19 protein-coding genes and 1 pseudogene are annotated in these 19028 nt (G+C 60.4%); 14 read left to right on the forward strand and 6 right to left on the reverse strand.

Annotation, left to right across the window (positions count from 1 at the left end; all coding sequences use genetic code 11):
* Positions 1 to 19: 19 nt before the first annotated feature.
* The 3 genes from J3A71_RS20635 (at position 20) to dmeF (ending at position 4082) form a co-directional block, all read left to right on the forward strand.
* Positions 20 to 2455, forward strand: coding sequence for a TonB-dependent receptor (locus J3A71_RS20635; RefSeq protein ID WP_060518354.1), 2436 nt, complete (start codon positions 20 to 22; stop codon positions 2453 to 2455).
* 413 nt (positions 2456 to 2868) lie between these two features.
* On the forward strand, positions 2869 to 3144 hold the full coding sequence (locus J3A71_RS20640) for a metal/formaldehyde-sensitive transcriptional repressor (protein WP_031311694.1): 276 nt from the start codon (positions 2869 to 2871) through the stop codon (positions 3142 to 3144).
* An 8-nt stretch (positions 3145 to 3152) separates the two neighbouring features.
* Complete coding sequence (dmeF, locus tag J3A71_RS20645) at positions 3153 to 4082, forward strand: CDF family Co(II)/Ni(II) efflux transporter DmeF (RefSeq protein ID WP_023047161.1); 930 nt, start codon at positions 3153 to 3155, stop codon at positions 4080 to 4082.
* A gap of 200 nt (positions 4083 to 4282) precedes the next feature.
* Here dmeF and J3A71_RS20650 read toward each other — a convergent pair whose 3' ends face one another.
* A complete protein-coding gene (locus J3A71_RS20650; protein ID WP_209953182.1) occupies positions 4283 to 4903 on the reverse strand; it encodes a tyrosine-type recombinase/integrase in 621 nt (206 codons plus the stop codon).
* A gap of 160 nt (positions 4904 to 5063) precedes the next feature.
* Here J3A71_RS20650 and J3A71_RS20655 point away from each other — a divergent pair, with 160 nt between their 5' ends.
* Positions 5064 to 5372 (forward strand): chorismate mutase, encoded by a 309-nt coding sequence (locus tag J3A71_RS20655; RefSeq protein ID WP_023047163.1) that lies wholly within the window; start codon positions 5064 to 5066, stop codon positions 5370 to 5372.
* Between the two features lie 37 nt (positions 5373 to 5409).
* On the opposite strand, the pseudogene J3A71_RS31520 reads toward J3A71_RS20655, so the two are convergent.
* Both J3A71_RS31520 and cynR read right to left on the reverse strand, forming a co-directional pair.
* Positions 5410 to 5542, reverse strand: a pseudogene (locus tag J3A71_RS31520) (LysE family translocator); the annotation flags it as partial.
* Positions 5543 to 5589: 47 nt separating this feature from the next.
* On the reverse strand, positions 5590 to 6501 hold the full coding sequence (cynR, locus tag J3A71_RS20660) for a transcriptional regulator CynR (protein WP_023047164.1): 912 nt from the start codon (positions 6499 to 6501) through the stop codon (positions 5590 to 5592).
* A 112-nt stretch (positions 6502 to 6613) separates the two neighbouring features.
* Between cynR and J3A71_RS20665 the strand changes: the two genes are divergently transcribed.
* The 4 genes from J3A71_RS20665 to J3A71_RS20680 all read left to right on the forward strand — a co-directional run bounded on the left by J3A71_RS20665 (position 6614) and on the right by J3A71_RS20680 (position 9362).
* Positions 6614 to 7273, forward strand: coding sequence for a carbonic anhydrase (locus J3A71_RS20665; RefSeq protein ID WP_209953184.1), 660 nt, complete (start codon positions 6614 to 6616; stop codon positions 7271 to 7273).
* A gap of 26 nt (positions 7274 to 7299) precedes the next feature.
* Complete coding sequence (gene cynS / locus J3A71_RS20670) at positions 7300 to 7770, forward strand: cyanase (RefSeq protein WP_023047166.1); 471 nt, start codon at positions 7300 to 7302, stop codon at positions 7768 to 7770.
* 63 nt (positions 7771 to 7833) lie between these two features.
* Entirely contained in the window at positions 7834 to 8091 is a 258-nt protein-coding gene (locus tag J3A71_RS20675; protein ID WP_031311697.1) for a DUF2790 domain-containing protein, read from the forward strand.
* Between the two features lie 47 nt (positions 8092 to 8138).
* A complete protein-coding gene (locus J3A71_RS20680; RefSeq protein ID WP_095116865.1) occupies positions 8139 to 9362 on the forward strand; it encodes an amidohydrolase family protein in 1224 nt (407 codons plus the stop codon).
* A gap of 256 nt (positions 9363 to 9618) precedes the next feature.
* Here J3A71_RS20680 and J3A71_RS20685 read toward each other — a convergent pair whose 3' ends face one another.
* From J3A71_RS20685 to J3A71_RS20695, 3 genes are all read right to left on the reverse strand, one after another.
* Positions 9619 to 10326, reverse strand: a complete 708-nt coding sequence (locus J3A71_RS20685; RefSeq protein ID WP_060518362.1) for an anti-sigma factor — start codon at positions 10324 to 10326, stop codon at positions 9619 to 9621.
* Positions 10323 to 10865 carry a sigma-70 family RNA polymerase sigma factor gene (locus J3A71_RS20690; RefSeq protein WP_095116862.1) on the reverse strand — a complete coding sequence of 181 codons (543 nt, stop codon included), beginning with the start codon at positions 10863 to 10865 and terminating at the stop codon, positions 10323 to 10325. Before J3A71_RS20690 ends, J3A71_RS20685 begins: the two co-directional genes overlap by 4 nt.
* A 109-nt stretch (positions 10866 to 10974) precedes the next feature.
* The gene (locus J3A71_RS20695; protein ID WP_145914506.1) at positions 10975 to 11502 is read right to left on the reverse strand and encodes a DUF3455 domain-containing protein; all 528 of its coding nucleotides are present in this window, start codon (positions 11500 to 11502) and stop codon (positions 10975 to 10977) included.
* A 216-nt stretch (positions 11503 to 11718) separates the two neighbouring features.
* Between J3A71_RS20695 and J3A71_RS20700 the strand changes: the two genes are divergently transcribed.
* From J3A71_RS20700 to tal, 6 genes are all read left to right on the forward strand, one after another.
* Positions 11719 to 12120 (forward strand): GFA family protein, encoded by a 402-nt coding sequence (locus J3A71_RS20700; protein ID WP_082422023.1) that lies wholly within the window; start codon positions 11719 to 11721, stop codon positions 12118 to 12120.
* 115 nt (positions 12121 to 12235) lie between these two features.
* On the forward strand, positions 12236 to 12721 hold the full coding sequence (locus tag J3A71_RS20705; RefSeq protein WP_033692634.1) for a sigma-70 family RNA polymerase sigma factor: 486 nt from the start codon (positions 12236 to 12238) through the stop codon (positions 12719 to 12721).
* Complete coding sequence (locus J3A71_RS20710) at positions 12718 to 13659, forward strand: FecR domain-containing protein (protein WP_060518366.1); 942 nt, start codon at positions 12718 to 12720, stop codon at positions 13657 to 13659. The genes J3A71_RS20705 and J3A71_RS20710 overlap by 4 nt, the downstream gene beginning before the upstream one ends.
* Before the next feature lie 99 nt (positions 13660 to 13758).
* Positions 13759 to 16284 carry a TonB-dependent siderophore receptor gene (locus J3A71_RS20715; RefSeq protein WP_096425815.1) on the forward strand — a complete coding sequence of 842 codons (2526 nt, stop codon included), beginning with the start codon at positions 13759 to 13761 and terminating at the stop codon, positions 16282 to 16284.
* A 421-nt stretch (positions 16285 to 16705) separates the two neighbouring features.
* A complete protein-coding gene (dusA, locus tag J3A71_RS20720; protein WP_096425814.1) occupies positions 16706 to 17716 on the forward strand; it encodes a tRNA dihydrouridine(20/20a) synthase DusA in 1011 nt (336 codons plus the stop codon).
* A 183-nt stretch (positions 17717 to 17899) separates the two neighbouring features.
* Positions 17900 to 18826: a transaldolase gene (tal, locus tag J3A71_RS20725; protein ID WP_016485667.1), complete on the forward strand. Its 927-nt coding sequence runs from the start codon at positions 17900 to 17902 to the stop codon at positions 18824 to 18826.
* The last annotated feature ends 202 nt before the right edge of the window (positions 18827 to 19028 follow it).

Here is a 19028-nt window from a genome sequence, read left to right on the forward strand (position 1 = left end):
TGTTCCTGGGGAGGGAAACATGAGCAACACGCGACAGTCGCATCCAGCATTGGCATTGGCCGTACACCTGGCTTTGGGCGCAATGTACATGGCAGGGGGCAATGCCGTTGCCGCATCGGCGGCCCAGGAGCAAACCCGCAGCTACGATATTGCACCGGGTTCGCTGACCGAAACCTTGGGTCAATTCGCCAGCGCCGCGGGCGTTACACTGTCGTTCGACGGTGCCAGTACCGAGGGCCGCCGCTCCGCTGGGCTCAGGGGCAGCTACAGCGTCGCGGGCGGTTTTGCCACGCTGCTTGCTGGTAGCAACCTGCAGGCAGTGCGCCAGGCCAACGGCATCTATTTGCTGGTTGACGGTGGCGATGGCGCGGTGGTGCTGGGGGCCACCAGCATCACCGGGCAGGCTCTTGGCAGTACCACCGAAGGCACTGGTTCATACACCTCCAGCGCCATGCAGAGCGCCACCAAGCTGCCTTTGTCCATACGCGAAACGCCGCAGTCGGTAACGGTCATCACCCGGCAACGGATGGACGACCAGGCCATGCGCAGCCTCGATGACGTGGTGCAGGCCACCCCCGGCCTGCGGATGTCGGCAGCACGCCCAGCCAACAGCGAGTATTTCTCGCGTGGCTTTCCCGTCACCAACCTGATGTTCGACGGCTTGCCGACAACCTACAACGCCGACTGGGTCGCCGCAGCCGATATGGCCCCGTATGACCGGGTCGAAATCGTGCGCGGTGCCACGGGCATGATGCAGGGTGCAGGCAACCCGTCGGCGGCGATCAACATGGTGCGCAAACGGCCCACCCAGCAGTTCCAGGGCAGCGTCACAGGTTCCGCCGGCAGTTGGGACAACTACCGCGGCGAGCTGGACCTCAGTGGCCCGCTCAGTGACAGCGCCAGCGTGCGCGGGCGTTTCGTGGGCGCCTACCACGACAAGGACAGCTACCAGGACTACGCGGGTCGCGAGCGTGGCCTGTTCTATGGCATCACCGAGTTCGACCTGACCGACAGCACCACCCTGAGCCTGGGTGCCTCCAACCAGAACGACAATAACAACATCAACTGGGGTGGCCTGCCGGTCAACCGTGATGGCAGCCACGTCGGTTACTCCCGCTCCACTAACGTTGGTTACGACTGGAGCTATCAGGACATCGACAACACCACGGCTTTCGCCGAGCTCGACCACCGCTTTGGCAACGACTGGCGCCTGCACCTGGCCGCTTCCAAGAGCTGGTCGGACTTTGCCATGCAAGGGGCGGTGTTCGAGCGCACCGGCACGCCGGCTGCAGAAGTTCTCCGCCAGCGGGTGTTCAACCAGCGGCGTGACTATGACCAGTCCACCTACGATGTGTACGCCAGTGGCCCGTTCAAGTTGCTCGAGCGCCAGCATGAGCTGGTGGTCGGTGCCAGCAAGCGTGAAGTCAAGACCAGCGCCCACGGCGGTACCGTGTTCCTGCCGGTCGACGATCTGTTCAGCGTCAACCCAAGTGGTGTGAGCAAGCCTTCTGTGGCCGACATCTACACCCTCAGCGAGCACGTCGAGCAGGAAGGGGTTTATGCCACCACCCGGATCAACCTGGCCGACCCGCTCAAGCTGATCGTTGGCGCGCGTTTGGACTGGTATGACAACCAGTCGGTGTACAGCGAGATCAATGATGGCTACTACACCAATGCCGACTACAAGGTAACCCGTAACGTTACCCGTTACGCCGGCGTGATCTACGACCTCGATGACCATCACTCGGTCTACGCAAGCTACACCGATATCTTCATGCCCCAGTCGGAACTGGCCCGAGATGCCTCGATCATCCGCCCGATCGAAGGCAAGAACTACGAAATAGGTATCAAGGGTGAGTACTTCGACGGCGCGCTCAATGCCAGCGTGGCTGTCTTCCAGATCGATCAGGAAAATCGCGCGGCGGAAACTACCGACCAGGCCGGTTGCACCAACTTTACCTGCTACGAAGCCTCCGGCAAGGTGCGTACCCAGGGTATCGACCTGGAGTTGATGGGGGCATTGACCCCGAACTGGCAGGTGGGCGCTGGCTACACCTACTCGCAGACCCAATACCGCAAGGACGCCGACAAAACCAAAGAGGGCACGAAGTTCGACACCGACCTGCCCGAACACCTGTTCAAGCTCAGCACCACCTACACCTTGCCGGGCGAGTTGCACAAATGGCGTGTCGGCGGCAACGTCTATGCCCAGAGCAGCATCTTCAACAAAGGTTCCAATGCGTTCGGCAATTATCACATCGACCAAGGTGCTTACGCGGTATACGGGTTGATGGTGGGCTACAAGGTTAGCGAGAAGCTCGACACGCGGTTGAACGTGAACAACGTGTTTGACAAGAAGTACTACCAGGGAATCGCCAGCAACAACACCTGGAGCCCGTACGACGTCTATGGTGATCTGCGTAACTTCACTGTCACTGCCCGGTACAGCTTCTGAAATAGACGCGACAATAGATGCACGACTGGCATGCCTGGTTCACGCCTGCCAGTTACAGCGCCCCGAGCAACCTGACGGCGTCGGTGACCTGGAAGTACTGTGCTGGCCTCTGGCTTTCGCAGGGGTGTCACCAGCTTTCAGGCCAGCACTGTACCAGTGGGAGCCGGGCTTGTCGGCGATGGGGCGCGAAGCGGCCCCGATGCAGATGGTGCCCGCTCAGGGTTGAAGTCAGCCGATCGCAGACTGCTATCGACCCGAAGCTGCCCTTTGCGGAGAACAGCTGTCGGTACAAACAGATACCCGTTCCCTCTAGCTCTTATCTGACTTTACCTGCCTGGGGTTTCGGGCAACGACCTTGCATAGGTATAGGGGGTATGCCTATCATAGGCGTAGATAGGTATAGGGGGTATCCCATGGGTCATATCGCAGCAAACAAAGACGATCTTCTCAAGCGCGTAAAACGCATCGCCGGGCAAATCCAAGCCGTTGAACGGGCATTGGAATCAGACCACGATTGCGCCAAAACACTTCACCTTGTTGCCGCTACTCGCGGAGCCATCAATGGCTTGATGGAGGAAATCATCGAGGACCATGCACGGGAGCATGTCGCTAACCCAGCACTCAGCGAAGAAGAGCGTAGCAAGGGTGTCGAAGAGCTACTGGAAGCCATCCGACGCTACTCCAAGTGAACACGTCCATGAACAGCATCAACATCAACCACACACACGACCACATGTTCCTTGGCTCGGCCCACGACGAAAATGCCAAGCGTACGCTTTGGGTTGTGGCCCTGACTGTTGTGATGATGATTGGCGAGATCACCGCCGGCTATCTCACAGGCTCGATGGCGTTGCTCGCCGACGGCTTTCACATGGCAACCCACGCCGGGGCGCTGGGCATCGCCGCAGTCGCTTACGGATACGCAAGACGTCATGCATCCAGCCAGCGCTACAGTTTCGGCACCGGCAAGGTTGGTGACCTGGGCGGGTTCGCTTCGGCACTGATTCTCGGCCTGGTCGCCCTGGGCATCGCAGTTGAGTCTGTCATGCGCCTCTTGCAGCCAACAGATGTTCAGTTCGGTACTGCTACGCTCATCGCAGTTGTCGGCCTGGTCGTCAACCTCGTCAGTGCGCTGTTGCTGGGTCACGGGCACAGTCATGGGCACGATCATGATGATCACGGCCATGCCCATCACGGCCATGACAACAACCTGAAGTCGGCCTACGTCCATGTCATCGCTGACGCACTCACTTCGGTGCTGGCCATAATTGCACTGCTCGCCGGGCGATATCTCGGCTGGGTGTGGCTGGACCCGGCCATGGGCATCGTAGGCGCCATTGTCATCGCACGTTGGGCCTGGAGCTTGATGGGGATTACAGCTGGGGTACTGCTGGACCAGACAGATATGCACGTTGCCGAGGAAATTCGCGAACTGGTTGAGAAGCCGGGAGATGCCTCCATTACGGACCTGCACGTCTGGCGGGTTGGGCCACAAGCCCATGCTGCCATCGTCAGCGTCCTTGGCGACGCCACTGCGAACGCCGACAGCATTCGTGAGCGGCTCAAACCTGTTCACGAAGTCAGTCACCTCACAGTAGAGTTTCGACTATCAGATGGCAGCCGGTAAATCGCCTGATTTACTCTCGCGCAACTAAGATTACTGACAATCGCGGCCTGAAAAATGGCTGCCGTGCAAAGGGCGCATGCAAGCTTGAAGTGGTTAAGAAAGCTCACGGATAGATACTTCCCGGGCCGGACGTGACCGTCCGTGAGCGGCAGATATGGGTCGAATCGCGACGGTCATTCCTCGACCGTCGCTGGACGCTGTCAGACCTCCGTCTGCTCTGCCATCTCCAATGCGTCATCGACTTCACTGCCCAGGTATCGCACCGTGCTTTCAAGCTTTGTATGGCCGAGCAGGAGCTGAACTGCTCTCAGGTTCTTTGTCCTGCGATAGATCAGCGATGCCTTTGTACGTCTCATCGTGTGGGTGCCGTACCTAGCAGGATCTAGCCCAATAGACTTTATCCACGCCTTGACGATTCGGGCGTACTGCCGGGTGGAGAGATGCGCTGAGGCGTGTAGCCGGCTTGGGAAAAGACAATCCTCGCTGTGGAGTTGGGCTTGATGTATCCACGCCTGTAGGGCCAGCCGCGTTTGCTCTGTAATTTCAAACTGTACGGGACGTTGGGTTTTCTGCTGCATCACTATCGCCCGCGATGACACGTGCTCCCCATGAGCAACGTCGCGTACGCGAAGCTTGGTCAGATCGCAGGCTCGTAGCTTGCTATCGATGGCCAGATCGAAAAGGGCTAAATCACGAGTTTCCTCCGCGATTTGGAGCCTTACCCGAATGGCCCAGATATCTTTCAGTCGGAGCGGAGCTTTCTGCCCGACCAATTTTGCTTTGTTCCAAGGCTGATGGTTGCTGGTCGTAATGGCGTTCATGGCTTGTCCTCCATGTGAGGTAGGACAAGGATGGCCAACCCAATCCAGAGGCGCTAACCGGCCCGTTGCGGACATTCACCAGAGGCTACAATACAGCCCCAAACCACCAGCAACTGCCTGCCCTAACCAAACGTAGGCTCATGAAAAGGAAGTCAGGCAAATGGACGTACGTTGCACCTCTCTGGACGAAGTCCGCCAAGGGATCGATGAAATCGACCGCAACCTTGTTTCGCTTCTCGCCAAACGGGGCCGGCTTGTGACCCAAGCGGCTGCCTTCAAGAAAACCACCGATGATGTGCGTGCGCCTGCTCGGGTCGAGCAAGTGATAAGAAAGGTTCGTGAAATGGCTGCAGAGAATGGTGCCTCGGCTGAGGTCGTAGAGCAGGTCTACCGGGCAATGATTTCGGCCTTCATCACTGAAGAACTGGCCACCCATGCGAAGCTGGCCAACGATCCTTCAGTGTCTTGATGACAACGCGGGGCTCATTCGAAGCTCCGCCGCTTTCCCCGAGCCAGAGCAGATAGCCGGCAGAGCTTGATCACCGAGAAAGCGGCCACCGCGGTTTGCATCAGAAGGCGCAACCCTAACGAAGCGGCTGCGACGTGGAACAGAATGCCCGCGCCTGACGCCATGCCGGATTATTTTTCAGCATTTTCAAGGGTCGATAGCGGCCAACGGCACCCTTTTACATCCGCTGAACGGAGCGGCCTGGCGACTCAAGTTGCTTGGCCACTTTCATCGCCAATTCGACAAAGGCCCTGGCTGCAGCCGTTTGGTAAACCCCTTTTCGTTGCATCAGAACAGCAGTGCGTTGCAGGCGCTGCGGGTCTAGCTCGATAGCGACCAGCTGCTCGTGAGCCTGGGCGATGGTGGCCGGCAACAAGGTCGAGAGCGTGGTCCTGCTGACCACTTCGATAAGCGCACTGATGGTATTGGCTTCCACTTGTACGTGCGGGCGAATGTTGTGTTGGCGGCAGTAGCTGTCGATCTGCTCACGCGTGGCGAATTCGGCGCTCAAGAGTATCAACGATTCTGAGTTCAACGCCTCCAGGCCAATACTGCCCGTCGTGGCTAGAGGATGATGCTTGCCGACCACCAGCGCGAGGGTTTCGACCAGTAGCGCTTGGGCCTCCAGGTCCAGATGATGGCCATTGTCGAACGCAATGCCCACATCAACCTCGTCGGCCAACAACAGTTCTTCCATCGCCTCTTGAGCGATCTCACGCACCACCAGCGTGATGTTCGGGTACCGCCCATAGAACGCTTCAACCAGCGGGCCAACGAGGTAGCTGGTGAATGTTGGTGTTACCCCCACCCGAAGTGACCCGCGACTCAGATCGCCGAGGTCATCAATCGCTCGTTTTGCTTCCTGCAGTTCCTGCGCAGCTCGCTTGGCATAACGCAGGTAAACCTCGCCGGCATCCGTCAAGCGCGTGGTCCGGCCAGAGCGATCGAACAACAGTGTTCCAAGACTCTCTTCCAGCTGCCGGACCTGCTGCGACAAGGCCGGCTGAGACACATGCAAGGCCGCTGCGGCGCGCGTGAAACTGCGGTGATTTGCCACTGCGATGAAGTACTGGATGTGCCGGGCAAGCATGAACGCACCTATAAGATTATCTGATGGACTAGATCATAAATCAGACTTTTACCTTATTGAAGGGGCTGCGTAACCTTTGCTTCAACACATCGCGTCATTCAAGGAGTCAACCATGAAAGACATCATCGACGGGTTTCTGAAGTTCCAGAAAGAGGCCTACCCCGAGCGCGTCAAACTGTTCAAGGATTTGGCCAGCCAGCAAAGCCCACGTGCACTGTTCATCTCATGCTCCGACAGCCGCCTGGTGCCCGAGCTGGTCACCCAGCGCGAACCCGGAGACCTGTTCGTCATCCGCAATGCAGGCAACATCGTGCCGTCCTACGGCCCCGAGCCTGGAGGTGTATCGGCCTCGGTCGAATACGCCGTGGCGGCCTTGCAGGTTTCTGACATCGTCATCTGCGGCCACTCCGACTGCGGTGCCATGACGGCCATCGCCACCTGCAAATGCCTGGACCACATGCCCGCAGTGGCCGGTTGGCTGCGCTACGCCGACTCGGCCCGCGTGGTAAACGCAGCCCGCAACCATTTCGGCCCGCAGGCCAAAGTCGAAGCCATGGTGCGCGAAAACGTGATCGCCCAGCTTGCCAACATCCAGACCCACCCCTCGGTGCGCCTGGCCTTGGAAGAAGGCCGCGTGACATTGCATGGCTGGATCTACGACATCGAAAGCGGGCTGATCGAGGCCTTCGATGGCAGTACCGGCACCTTCGTATCCCTCGCCCACAACCCCGAAGTACACGCCGTTTCCCATCAACCCAAGCGTGTTGCCTGAACATCTTTCAACCAAGGAGAAACACCATGATCCAATCGCAAATCAACCAGAACGCCCGCCTTGCCCTGAGCGAAGTCATCCTTCTGGCCAAAGCCCGCAAAGACCTGTCGTTCTCCCAGATCACCGAGGGTACCGGCTTGTCCGAAGCGTTCGTCACCGCTGCACTGTTGGGCCAGCACCCGCTGCCAGCGAGCGCTGCCCAGGTGGTGGGCGACAAGCTCGGCCTCGACGCGGACGCCATCGCACTGCTGCAGACAGTGCCACTGCGCGGCAGCATTCAAAACGGTATCCCGACCGACCCCACCATCTACCGCTTTTACGAGATGTTGCAAGTGTACGGCACCACCTTGAAGGCGCTTGTTCATGAAAAGTTCGGCGACGGCATCATCAGTGCCATCAATTTCAAGCTGGACATCAAGAAAGTCGAAGACCCCGAGGGTGGCTCGCGCGCGGTAATCACCCTGGATGGCAAATACCTGCCCACCAAACCGTTCTGATTTGGCTGACACATGGGTTCGGCCGCAATTTTGCGGCCGAACCACAACCTGAAGGTGATCAAATTGAAAGCGTTGTTCGCATTGATACTAAGCGGGCTGTGCAACGTGGCCATGGCTGCCGGCGTTGAGCAACAGGTCGACCCGCTGCCGGTTGAACAGTACAGCTATGGCCAGCACCTCGATATCGCTCGCGTCATTTCCATGAGCGAAGTGCCGGATGTTTGCCAGGTAGTGCCTGCTCGCATGACGTACGAAGACTCCCAAGGCAAAGAGCATGTGCTTGAGTACCGCGTGATGGGCAATGGTTGCTCGAATAATTGAGCCCGGCCTTCGTAGCGCAACAGCACTCACTATGAGGACTGAAGTTGATGGACCTGATATTTCGAAGTGTACGCATTGACGATGCCCAGCCACTGGTAGATGTGGCTGTGCGAGCAGGCAAAATCGCCGAGATCGCGCAACACATCGACACCACGGCAGAGCACGAAGTGCAAGGCCACGGCAAAGTGCTGGTTGCCGGGTTTGTCGAAGGCCACCTGCACCTTGAAAAAGCTTACGTCATGCAGCGCAAAGCCAATCGCTCCGGCACCTTGAAGGAAGCGATAGCCGTCACTGCTGAACTGAAGCCCACACTGACCCGTGAAGATATCCGCGAACGTTCGATCCAGGTACTGCGCGCACTGGTGCAGGCCGGTACCACGCACGTGCGTGCCCACGCCGAATTCGACCCCGCCCAGGGCTTCACGGGGCTCGAAGTGGTGCTGGAGTTGCGCGAGCAGTTCCGCGAGGTGATCGACATCCAGGTCGTAGCCTTTCCGCAAGAAGGCATTCTCAAGCTGCCTGGCATGCAGGCCATGATGACCCAGGCAATGGAGATGGGGGCCGATGTGGTGGGCGGCATTCCCTACAACGACGAGTCACCGCTGGAGCACATTGATTTCGTCTTTGATTTGGCCAAGCGCTATGGCAAAGACATCGACTTGCACCAGGATTTCGCCGATGACGCCGAGCACATGACCATTGAATACGTGGCACGTCGAACCATTGCCGAAGGCTACCAGGGGCGGGTCTGCGTGGGGCATCTGACCAGCCTGGCCGCCGTCTCGCCTGCGCGACAGGCGCAGGTCATTGCGTTGCTACGCGAGGCCGGCATCAGCGTGATGTGCCTGCCTGCCACCGACCTGCACCTGGGAGCCCGGGGTGACAGTCACAATGTCAGACGCACCCTGACACCTGTACGTGCGCTGCGCGACGGCGGTGTGACGGTTTGCCTGGCCACCAACAACATCCGGAACGCCTTCACCCCGTATGGCACAGGCGACCTGCTGCACATTGCACAAATGGCCATTCCCGCGTGCCACTTGGGCGGCGCGGATGATCAAGCCACCGTGTTGTCGATGCTCACGACAAACCCTGCCAAAGCCTTGGGCTTGAAACACTACGGTTTGGCGGTGGGCAATGATGCCGACCTGGTGATGATGGATTGCCGTGCTGTGGCCGATGTCATTCTCGACCTGCCGACACGGCTTATGGTGCTCAAGCGCGGCAGGGTGGTGGCAACGGCTGAGCATCGTCGGTCAGTCGCATTTTGAGGCCATCGGGGAGATTCCTATCGCAGGCTCACCCTGCCTCTCCCAGGCCATTACGCGAAGCCTCTTCTATCCATCTCCGATACTGGCGAGTACGCACTGCCATGGAGAGCTGTTGCAGGATCAGCGCGCCCGCTGATCTTCGCCAGTTCACCTATCCTCGTAGCCCACTTGGAAAATGCTAGCGACCTTGAGTTGACTTTAAACCTGGAATCATCGGTCGGCCAAGCCACTGCGTATCACCTGTGCCCTGTCTGGCTCATATTACCTTCACCGCGCGGCCAATGAACTTCACTGGGCCCGTTGGTGCACCCGTGGGTGAGCCCCCCGCCTTCTCAAGGGTCAGCTCGAACAACTGGTTGGGCTCAAGCTCAGGCAAACGCCTCAACGGCACGCGGTACTGCTCGCCAGGTTTGACCAGCCCCAACGAAACAGGTGCGCGCCACTGCTCGCCCTTGGTCCAGAACTGCAAGGTCATGCCTTCGGGCACATCGTCCAGGCCAAGCGGGATCAGTTCGATCATGCTCGCATCGTTGGCTTGCACGACCCACCCCGGGGCCTGGCCCGACGGCGCTACCAGCACCACCATGTAGGTGGTCACAGGTGGCGCCTTGGTCAATAGCGCAAAGGCCAGCAGCAAGCTCGCCGCAAGCCCCGCAGCGCTCAGCCCCTGCCACAGTCCAAGTCGCTGCCAACCGGCAGGCCGTTGGCGCCTGGGCGGGTTGACCTGCGCCAGGCTTCGCTCGATTCGGCCCCACAGGCGGCGGCTTGGCGTGACGGGCTCAACCCGCGTAGCCAGTTCGAGCAGGCGGGCCTCCCATGCGTCCACTGCGGCACGTACGGCCGGCTCCGACGCCAACCGCACCTGCATGGCAGCACGCTGTTCGCCGCTCAAGGTGCCCAGTACGTACTCGGCTGCAAGGTCGTCCAGCTGCTCGGCGCTGTCATCACCAGGGGTCGGCTTCATGTCATGCACTCTCGCAGGGCCTTCAGGCTTCGCTTGATCCATGCCTTCACAGTGCCCAGCGGCGCCCCCAGCAGGGTTGCGATTTCGGCATTGCTGCAACCGTCCACATACGCGTGCAGGATGCAGCGCCGGGGAGCGGGTTGCAGTCGCTCAAGGCAGCGATAGATTTTCGCCGAGCCTGACCACAGTTGCAGGTCGTCCAATTCCGGGCTTGCAGTTGCGATCATGCCAGGCTCGTCCAGCTCGGTTTCCCAGCGGCTGTCTCGCACGCAGTTCAGCGCCAGGTGACGGGTGATGCTGTAGACCCAGCCCCGGGCAGACCCGCGCGAGGGGTCATAGCTGGCTGCATGTGTCCAGATACGGACAAAGGCATCGTGAACGATATCCTCCGCGCTCGCCTGGTCGCGGGCAATGCGCCGTGCCACACCCAGTAAACGGGCCCCCTCCTGCTCATAGAGCGCCTGCAAGGCGTGGCGGTCTCCTTGAGCACAAGCAGCAAGACAGCCCTCGAAATCAAAGGGAAGCACAGGCGAATTCAAAATGGGGTCGTTCCTTCGTCATGAAACCTGGACGGTGCCCTGGCTTACCAGCTTGGGGCACCTCCAGCAGCGTAGATGATCAATCGCTGGTGTGCTGCTCAAGCCCTGGTCATTTGGCTGACCAGAACACGTAGTCCGCCTGGTACTTGACGACCTGCTGCGCCCCTTTGCTCTGCGCTGTGCAGTCCATCGAAGGCGCTACTCCCCCGCGCGTCGCCAGGCGCTGGATGTAACTGACCCCTTGCATTGCACCCTTGCCCTCGGCAGGGTTGGCCTTGACCAGTTGATACGGAATGTCCCCTTTGGCGGCCGGGGCTACGGCAAGCTGGGTACCGGTCACTTTCGAACCGTCCTTGGCCTGCCAGGTGGCCGGAGGACCAAAATAGTCACCCACAGGCTTGCCGCTACGATCGTTCAGGACCGCCTTGGGGCCGACGAAAACCCACTCCATCTGGCCTGGCGCACTGGCCTTGTCGCGGCATTCGTAGGTGATCTCACCGACACCGACGGTTTCCAGCATGATGGCGTGGCCGTCGGGAACCTTGATTGCGTCCGGGACGCCTGACTGGGCATGGGCGGCGCCAGATGCAAGTACGAGGCAGGCAGCGAGCAGGGAGAAAGCGGGCTTGATGATCATGGGGCGAACTCCGTAAGGGTCTGGGGTCAGGCAATCATCGACTGCCTGATAAGAACTACCCATCGGGTGCCGTTCTGGATGCACCGGCTGAAAAATAATTTTGCATGCTCGTTATCGATACCATGCGGACACCGAAGCAGGTGTGCAGGCGTGCCACGGTCGACTGATCCCGCCGGGGCGGTTACGCTGGCGTTTTCCACCTGCACGGAAGCGCCAGTGAAAGAGGCATACCAAGGAAGCTGCTTGTGCGCAGCGGTCAGTTACCTGCTGCTTACCCCGCCAAAAGCTGTGAGCCACTGCCATTGCAGCCAATGCCGCAAAGGGCACGGGGCAGCATTCGCTTCATACGGCAGTGTTCCGCGCAGCATGCTGCGTATCCTTCGTGGCGCCACCAGTATCAAGACCTATGCGTCTTCGCCGAGGGTGATGCGGGAATTTTGCGTAGAGTGCGGCTCGACCTTGTTCTGGTCACGCTCCGAAGGTGAGTTTGCCGACTGGGTTTCGATAGCCCTGGGCACGCTTGATACGCCATTCCTGCCCAAGAAGCAGCAACACCTGCACGTTGATTCTGCTGCCCCTTGGTACGGGCCCTGCAGCTCAGCTCCTCAAAATCACTGACATTGCAAAGCATCCTGATAGCCCTATAATTGCGATCAATTCTTATCCGCACTTTATAATCAGGAAGATCCAGGTGCCCTACCCGCAGCCGCCCGCATCAGCCCGGCATGATGAGATGCATGCCCTGTACCGCGACCACAGCCAATGGCTGCAAGGCTGGATTCGCCGACGCCTGGGTAATGCAGACCGGGCGGCCGATATTACCCAGGACACCTTTCTGCGTCTGATCAGCAGCGCGCTACGCCAGCCGTTGGCAGAGCCTCGCAGCTTTCTGGCCACCGTAGCGCGGCGGGTGATGATCGACCAGCTGCGCCGACGCAACCTTGAGCAAGCCTACCTGGAGTTCCTCGGCAGCCAGCCGGTACTCGAAGAGTGCTCGCCCGAGCAGCGCCTGCTGATGCTGGAAACCTTGATGCAATTGAACGCCATGCTCGACGGGCTGGGCCAGAAAGTGCGCGATACCTTCCTGTACGTGCAACTGGATGGCCTGACCTACCCAGAGGTCGCACAGCGCCTCGGTGTGTCTGTCAGTTCGGTGACGAAGTACATGGCCAAGGCCACCGAACGTTGCCTGCTGTTCGCTTTCGATGCGCAACTGTGAGCCCCTCCGACCAGCGCCAGGCCCTGCGCGAAGCGGCACACTGGCATGCGCGCTTTCTCGCCGCACCTGACTGCCCGCAAAACCGGGCACAGTGGCAAGCCTGGCTCGAGCAGTCACCCTTGCACGGTTGGGCCTGGGGGCGCCTGGAGCAGTTGCAGGCAGGCCTGGCCGGCGTGCATGGCCCGCTGGCAAGGCACACCCTTGCCGCAGGCCAGATCGGGACGGGACGGCGTACGGTGCTCAAGACGCTGGTACTGGGTATGGGGCTGGCTGGGGTAGCCTGGACGGGCTACCGCAATGCCCCTGTCTGGTTGGCCGATGTGCGTACGGCGACCGGCGAACGCCGCAGCCTGACCCTGCAGGACGGCACGCGGCTGACGCTCAATACCGCCTCTGTCGTCGATATCCGCTATAGCACAGAGCAACGCCTGATCGTCCTGGTCGAGGGAGAAATCGCCATACGCACTGCCAGCGACCCGCGTCCGCTGCGCGTGCGCACGGTGCATGGCGAGATGCGTGCCCTGGGCACTGATTTCACCGTGCGCCTGCGTGCCGACTGCACCGAGCTGTCCGTTATCGAACACGCCGTTGCAGTGCGCAACGCTGCGAGCGCCCGCGAGGTGCGGGTTGACGCAGGGATGGCCCTGGCCTTCGACAACGGCCCGCTGCCCGAGCCACGCCCAGCCGACCTGGCTCGCACCGCGTGGCGCGAGGGGCAGCTGGTGCTCGACGGCTGGCCGCTGCGCCGCGCCTTGGCCGAACTGCAGCGCTACCGCCCCGGCGTGCTGAGTTGCAGTGACGACGTGGCCGGGCTGCGCCTGGCTGGGGTGTATCCACTGGACGACACCGACCGCGCCCTGGTGGCGATCGCCGAGGCGCTACAACTGAAGATCAGCACTTGGACGCGCTACTGGGTCAGGCTGATGCCTGCCACGTAATGGCGTCGGGTGAAAATATTATCAGCCGCATTGTCGGATTGGCCTCTCTCGTTCGAGCTCTCCTGCAAACCGCCCAAACAGGCATTTGAAGGAGCTGTCATGCCTATAACAACAAGCTGCCCATACCCGCGCCGAAAACACCTCACGTCCCTGCTGCTTGGCAGCGCCATCGCACTGCATACCGGGCTGCTGGCCCCGCTGCTGTCGACGAGCGCCCAGGCCCAAGCGCAACAGGCCAGCCGCGTCTACGATATCGCCCCAGGGCCGTTGATGACGACTTTGAACCGCTTCGCCCGCGAGGCCGGGGTGCTGCTGTCGTTCGATGCGGCGCTGACCCAGGGTCGGCAGAGCAGCGGGCTGCACGGCCGCTTCAATATCGAACAGGGGTTTGCCCTACTGCTGGCCGGTAGTGGGCTGCAGGCCCAGCGGGTGGGCAACGACTATGTGCTGGTGAGCCAGGTTGATGCTGGTTCGGCACTGCAACTGGGCGCAACCAGCATCACGGGTGAAGGTTTGGGCCTGACCACCGAGGGAAGCGGCTCCTACACCACCGGCGAAACGGCCGCCGCCACACGCCTGAACCTGAGCCTGCGCAAAACCCCGCAGTCGATCAGCGTGGTCACCCGCCAACAGATGGACGACCAGAACCTGCAAAGTGTTTCCGAAGTGCTGAAGCAAACGCCCGGTGTCACGGTCAACCAGGAAAGCTCCGAAGCCTTTACCTTCTACTCGCGCGGTTTCAAGCTGGATAACTACCAGTTCGATGGCGTGCCCAGCCTGTCCTCCGACGGCGGCTCATTGCGCGACAACTACAGCATCGGCAACAGCCTGGTCTATGACCGGGTCGAAGTACTGAAGGGCGCAACCGGCCTGGTCAACGGCGCCGGCAACCCCTCTGGGGTCATCAACCTGGTGCGCAAGCGCCCCACTGCCGCACTGCAGGGCCGTATCGGCGCAGGCGCCGGGTCCTGGGACAAATACCAGGCCGACTTCGACCTTGCCGGCCCGTTGACCGACAGCGGTAATGTCCGTGGCCGCATGGTCGCTGGCACCCAATCCCAGCACAGTTACGTCGAGTACCTGACCGGCGAGCAGAACACCTTCTATGGCGTGCTGGAAGCCGACTTCAGCGAGAACACCTTGTTCACGCTTGGCTACGACGTGCAGAAAAACTACGACAACGGCAGCACCACCGGCGCACTGCCCGCGTTCTTTCTCGATGGCCGTACGGTCAAGTTCGACCGTGATACCAACGCCGCCGACCGCTGGACCTGGCGCAATCAGGAAACCCAGCGCGCCTTTGCAGAACTTGCCCACACCTTCGATAACGACTGGGTACTCAAGGGCGTACTCAGCAGCCGTGATTACCGCTCGCGCGAGCTGATCTCGGGCATCAGCAGCGAGGCCATTCAGGCAGACGGCAGCATTTCTCATGGCTTTGTCGGCGGCAACATCGACCCCGAAACCGGCGCCGTGAACAACAACGGCACCGCGAGCAAATTCAACACCACCAGCAAGGAAAAAGGCCTGGACCTGTATGCTCGCGGCCCGTTCTCGCTGGGTGGACGCGTGCATGAAGCCGTGTTCGGCTACAGCATCGCCCACACCAAATCAACCTCCAAGCGTGATGATGGTGTGACCAATGGCGTCATCGACGATGTATTCCAGTGGGACGGCTACGGCGATACCCCAACCAACTTCGAATGGTGGTCCACCTTCGATATCGAGGCGCGGCAGAAGGTGGGCTTTGCGGCAACCATCCTGAAACCTACCGACGCGCTGGCCGTTATCCTGGGGGCACGGATCGTCGACTACAAATGGGACATCGACACGATCAACGCCATCGGTCGCCGCCTCCCGGCCAGCGCCACCAACTCCAGCGAAATCGTGCCTTACGCTGGCGTCACCTACGACCTGGACCGGTACCACACCGTGTATGCCAGCTACACCGACGTGTTCAAACCCCAGGCGTATAGCCTCGGCGCGGACGGCAAGCCTATCGACCCACTTACCGGTGCAAGCTATGAAATCGGTATCAAAGGCGCCTACTTCGAAAACCGCCTGAATGCCAGCCTGGCCCTGTTCGAGCTGAAGCAGGACAACTTCGCTGTGCTCACCGGCGGCACCACGCCAAGTGGCGGCAGCGCCTACCGGGCGGCGCAAGGCGTCACCACCCGCGGCGTCGAGCTGGAAGTAAACGGCGAGCTGATGAAGGACCTGCAAGTGATGGCGGGCTACACCTTCGCCGAATCCCACGATGCTGATGACCAGCGCGTGGCAACCAACCAACCGCAGCATCTGCTCAAGCTGGCGACCAACTACCGCCTGCAGGGCGATTGGCACAAGTTCACCGTGGGCGGCAATGCGTATTGGCAGAGTGCGACCTTCTTCAAGCCAAGCGATGAGGACTGGTACGCGATCGACGACCCGGCTGCCAAGTTTGAACAGAAGTCCTATGCGCTGGTGGGGTTGGTGGGTGGCTATGACTTTACCCGCAATCTGAAGGCAACCCTTAACGTCAACAACCTGTTCGACAAGCACTACTACAGTGGCATTGGCAACTACGGGACGGTTTTCTGGGGGGCGCCGCGTAACCTGATGGTCAATGTGAAATACAGCTTCTAGGGAATTGCCTGGCACCTCACGAAGCCCCGGCGCCACCACGCCGGGGACAGGGTCTATCTAGCCAGCGCTGCTGGCGCCGGACGACTGGGTATCAGCGGCGGGTCAGTAGGCAGTGCCGAGGTCGTGCGCCTTGGCCTGCCCGCTTGATGCGCCCTAGCGCAAGGACAACATCATTGTCAGCGGAGACAAATCGGGACACGGCGACGGTTCCGACACATATAGCTAACGTCTACACGCGTGTATTGGGCCTCAGACGGAACACTCGGCCTGTTTCCAGACGGATACCAAGCTCTCTTGGTAAACTAGCCGACACCCCGGGCAAACGCAGATCCTTTTTGATGCCAGCATTTGCTAATGCCGCCCCTGCAATTTGCTGCTACGCCCTAAAATCCAGCATTCGGTACCGAAAACGTTGAACGATATGACCGCTAATACAGGCTCTAGCCCAACAACCACGCGCCCTGAGCCGTCACGCCGCTTCAGCGTTGCACCGATGATGGATTGGACAGACCGCCACTGCCGCTTCTTCCTGCGCCTGCTCTCCAAGCAAACCTTGCTCTACACCGAAATGGTCACCACCGGTGCCCTGCTGCACAACGACGCCCACCGTTTCCTGCGCCACGATGCCTCCGAGCACCCGCTGGCCCTGCAACTGGGCGGTAGCGTGCCCACCGATTTGGCCGCCTGCGCACGCCTGGCCGAGGACGCGGGCTACGACGAGGTCAACCTCAATGTCGGCTGCCCGAGCGACCGGGTGCAGAACAACATGATCGGTGCCTGCCTGATGGCTCACCCGGCATTGGTGGCCGATTGCGTGAAAGCCATGCGTGATGCGGTATCGACACCGGTGACGGTCAAGCACCGCATCGGCATCAATGGCCGCGACAGCTATGCCGAACTCTGCGACTTCGTCGGCCAGGTGCGCGAAGCCGGCTGCCGGAGTTTTACCGTGCATGCGCGCATCGCGATTCTGGAAGGACTGTCGCCGAAGGAGAACCGCGAGGTTCCGCCCCTGCGCTATGAAGTAGCAGCGCAGTTGAAGGCAGACTTCCCGGACCTGGAGATCGTGCTCAACGGCGGGATCAAGACCCTGGAAGAATGCCAGGCACACCTTGAAACCTTCGATGGCGTAATGCTCGGGCGTGAGGCGTATCACAACCCTTACCTGCTGGCCGAGGTGGACCAGCGGCTGTTTGGCAGCGATGCGCCGGTGGTCAGCCGTAGCGAAGTGCTGGCGCAATTGCGGCCCTATATTGTGGCGCACATGGAAAGTGGCGGCGCGATGCACCACGTTACCCGGCATATTCTGGGGCTGGCCCAAGGGTTCAAGGGGGCGCGGCGCTTCCGTCAGTTGCTGTCGGCAGACATTCACAAGGCGGCGCTGCCGCTGGCAGTGTTTGACCAGGCGGTGGAGTTGCTGCAAGGACGGTGATACTACCCGTGCACGCGACACAAGGCCGCTCCTGCAGACGAGTATGTGGAACCTCAAGGCAGCCGGGCACTCGAATCTTCACCTTACGTACGGCCCTTCGTGGGCAAGCCCGCTTCTATAGGCCCTTGAGCGGCTGTCGGGGCTCGGGTAATGTCGAGTAAATGCACAGGACAGAGCACGCCCATGACTTCCAAGCTGGAACAACTGAAGCAGTTCACCACCGTGGTCGCCGACACCGGGGACCTGGATGCCATCACCCGCCTGAAGCCGGTCGATGCCACCACCAACCCGTCGCTGCTGCTCAAGGCTGCCGCCATCCCGGGCTACGCCGACCTGCTCAAGCAGGTGAAGGCCGATGCCAAGGGCGATGTCGACCTGGCCTGCGACAAGTTCGCGGTGGCCGTGGGCTCGGGCATTCTCAAGGTCATTCCCGGCCGTATCTCGACCGAGGTGGATGCACGCCTGTCGTTCGATGAACCGGCGCTGCTGAACAAAGCCCGCCAGCTGATCGGCCTGTATGACGCAGCCGGGGTCTCCAAAGACCGCGTGCTGATCAAGCTGGCCTCCACCTGGGAAGGCATCCGCGCTGCCGAGCAGCTGGAGAAGGAAGGCATCCAGACCAACCTCACCCTGCTGTTCTCCTTCGCCCAGGCCCAGGCCTGTGCCGATGCCGGGGTGTTCCTGATTTCGCCGTTCGTGGGTCGTATCTACGACTGGTACAAAAAGAGCACCGGCACGGATTACGTGGGCGCCGAGGACCCTGGCGTGCAATCGGTGACGCGCATCTACAACTACTACAAGGCCAATGGTTACAACACCGTGGTGATGGGCGCCAGCTTCCGCAACATCGGCCAGATCGAACAACTGGCCGGCTGCGACCGCCTGACCATCAGCCCCGAACTGCTGCAGCAACTGAGCGACGATCAGGGTGAACTGCCGCGCGTGCTCAAGCCGGGCAATGCCGGTGAGGCCAAGCAGCAGTTGAGTGAAAGCCAGTTCCGCTGGGCGATGAACGAAGATGCCATGGGCACCGAAAAGCTGGCCGAAGGTATCCGCCAGTTTGCCCGGGACCAGGAGAAGCTGGAGAAGTTGATGGCTGAAAAAGCCTGATACATATCCGGTTTGCCTGATGGGCGGGAAGTGTTCAGCATTTTCCGCCCGTTTTTGTTTTGCCAAGCTTTAGTTGTGAATTGAATTCCAGGGCCTCTTCGCGGGTAAACCCGCTCCCACACGCATACCCACAGGCCTGAAATTGGCGCTGTACTTGTGGGAGCGGGTTTACCCGCGAAGGGGCCCGATAAGCCACCCGAGC

The organism is Pseudomonas sp. PvP089, assembly GCF_017875165.1.
GTDB lineage: Bacteria > Pseudomonadota > Gammaproteobacteria > Pseudomonadales > Pseudomonadaceae > Aquipseudomonas > Aquipseudomonas fortuita.

Bases quoted from the DNA above. Each gene is read 5' to 3' on its own strand.
- J3A71_RS20650 (WP_209953182.1), bottom strand. From the start codon at position 4,903: ATGAACGCCATTACGACCAGCAACCATCAGCCTTGGAACAAAGCAAAA.
- J3A71_RS20655 (WP_023047163.1), top strand. From the start codon at position 5,064: ATGGACGTACGTTGCACCTCTCTGGACGAAGTCCGCCAAGGGATCGAT.
- cynS (WP_023047166.1), top strand. From the start codon at position 7,300: ATGATCCAATCGCAAATCAACCAGAACGCCCGCCTTGCCCTGAGCGAA.
- tal (WP_016485667.1), top strand. From the start codon at position 17,900: ATGACTTCCAAGCTGGAACAACTGAAGCAGTTCACCACCGTGGTCGCC.
- J3A71_RS20640 (WP_031311694.1), top strand. From the start codon at position 2,869: ATGGGTCATATCGCAGCAAACAAAGACGATCTTCTCAAGCGCGTAAAA.
- J3A71_RS20665 (WP_209953184.1), top strand. From the start codon at position 6,614: ATGAAAGACATCATCGACGGGTTTCTGAAGTTCCAGAAAGAGGCCTAC.
- J3A71_RS20705 (WP_033692634.1), top strand. From the start codon at position 12,236: ATGCATGCCCTGTACCGCGACCACAGCCAATGGCTGCAAGGCTGGATT.
- J3A71_RS20685 (WP_060518362.1), bottom strand. From the start codon at position 10,326: ATGAAGCCGACCCCTGGTGATGACAGCGCCGAGCAGCTGGACGACCTT.
- J3A71_RS20680 (WP_095116865.1), top strand. From the start codon at position 8,139: ATGGACCTGATATTTCGAAGTGTACGCATTGACGATGCCCAGCCACTG.
- dusA (WP_096425814.1), top strand. From the start codon at position 16,706: ATGACCGCTAATACAGGCTCTAGCCCAACAACCACGCGCCCTGAGCCG.
- J3A71_RS20715 (WP_096425815.1), top strand. From the start codon at position 13,759: ATGCCTATAACAACAAGCTGCCCATACCCGCGCCGAAAACACCTCACG.
- cynR (WP_023047164.1), bottom strand. From the start codon at position 6,501: ATGCTTGCCCGGCACATCCAGTACTTCATCGCAGTGGCAAATCACCGC.
- J3A71_RS20695 (WP_145914506.1), bottom strand. From the start codon at position 11,502: ATGATCATCAAGCCCGCTTTCTCCCTGCTCGCTGCCTGCCTCGTACTT.
- J3A71_RS20635 (WP_060518354.1), top strand. From the start codon at position 20: ATGAGCAACACGCGACAGTCGCATCCAGCATTGGCATTGGCCGTACAC.
- dmeF (WP_023047161.1), top strand. From the start codon at position 3,153: ATGAACAGCATCAACATCAACCACACACACGACCACATGTTCCTTGGC.